Source organism: Mesorhizobium sp. WSM4820, from assembly GCF_055811075.1.
This window is the reverse complement of sequence record NZ_JBVVQN010000070.1, coordinates 1-936: the sequence shown is the minus strand read 5'-3', so window position 1 is coordinate 936 and position 936 is coordinate 1. Positions and strand designations below refer to the sequence as shown.

Annotated in this window: 1 protein-coding gene and 1 pseudogene; both read right to left on the bottom strand. The window is 65.1% G+C overall.

All coding sequences use genetic code 11. The features are described 5' to 3' along the window. Nucleotides 1–419, bottom strand: a pseudogene (locus AC0L2R_RS33750) (hypothetical protein); the annotation flags it as partial. Then, on the bottom strand, nt 409–936 hold a 528-nt coding region (locus AC0L2R_RS33745; protein WP_473514103.1), incomplete at its 5' end, for a type 1 glutamine amidotransferase family protein. The gene AC0L2R_RS33745 and the pseudogene AC0L2R_RS33750, both read right to left, overlap by 11 nt.

The following is a 936-nucleotide window of genomic DNA, read 5'->3' as shown; positions in this document are numbered from 1 at the left end:
CATTGGGCATCGTGCTCTCCTACGCCATGTAGTGTCAGGCTAGAGGGCCTCGCCGGGAGCCTCACCCTTTGATGAAATCCAGGATGTCCTGGTTCAGCCGGTCCTTGTGGGTCGTTGGTTCCAACGTCGAAGAGGATCAGGTCCTTCTCAGTCCGGATCAGCGGAACGTTGCATTTCGCATCGATGGCGCCGCTGCTCCCGCCAAGCCGTTTCTCGATGTCGACCCATTCGGCAGGCATCGCGTCCGGTGCGACGACCTCCGCCGGCAGCATAAAATGGCCGTCGCTCAGCACCGTGATGTTGAAGGAACCGTGGCGGAAGCGGTGGGGCGAGGCGGCCATGGCGCGCCATGGCCGCACTGAAGAGCAGCCGACAAACCCGGCGGCGCCGGCAAGGAAGGTGCGTCGATCAAGTCTCATGGCCCAATCTCCTGATCTCGAATTGTCTGGTGGCTGCAGCCAACAGCGCAGCGACGGCGGCAGACGGCGGCCAGGCCCCGTCGCCGAGGATGAGCAGGCCATCTCCCGCGCCCTTGGGGAGGATATCCAGCAGGCTCGGTAGAACGGCCATCGGCTTGCCTGCCTGCAGGAACTGAGCGATCAGCGCCGCGGCCGAGTTGCGATCAGCGTCGCGCCAGAGCGCGCCCGGCTCGCCGACGCAGAAACCGCCGTGAAAATCCTCCTCAAACAGCTCGCCGAATCTGAGCGTGTTGGCGAGATCGTCACGGGCGCGGCGGTCGGCCTGGAACCGCCTTGCAAGCTCGTCGGCTTCCGCTCCCAGTCGCGTGAAACGCGTGGGCCAGGGGTAGCCGCCGCACATCGACGCTACAAGCACCTCGGCGCCCGCATCCTGAAGCGCGTAGTAGACCCCCAGGAACTGCTCGAGCCCGACGTTGCCGGCTTCCGAGGACCGACTGAGCATGACGGCTATGCGAAG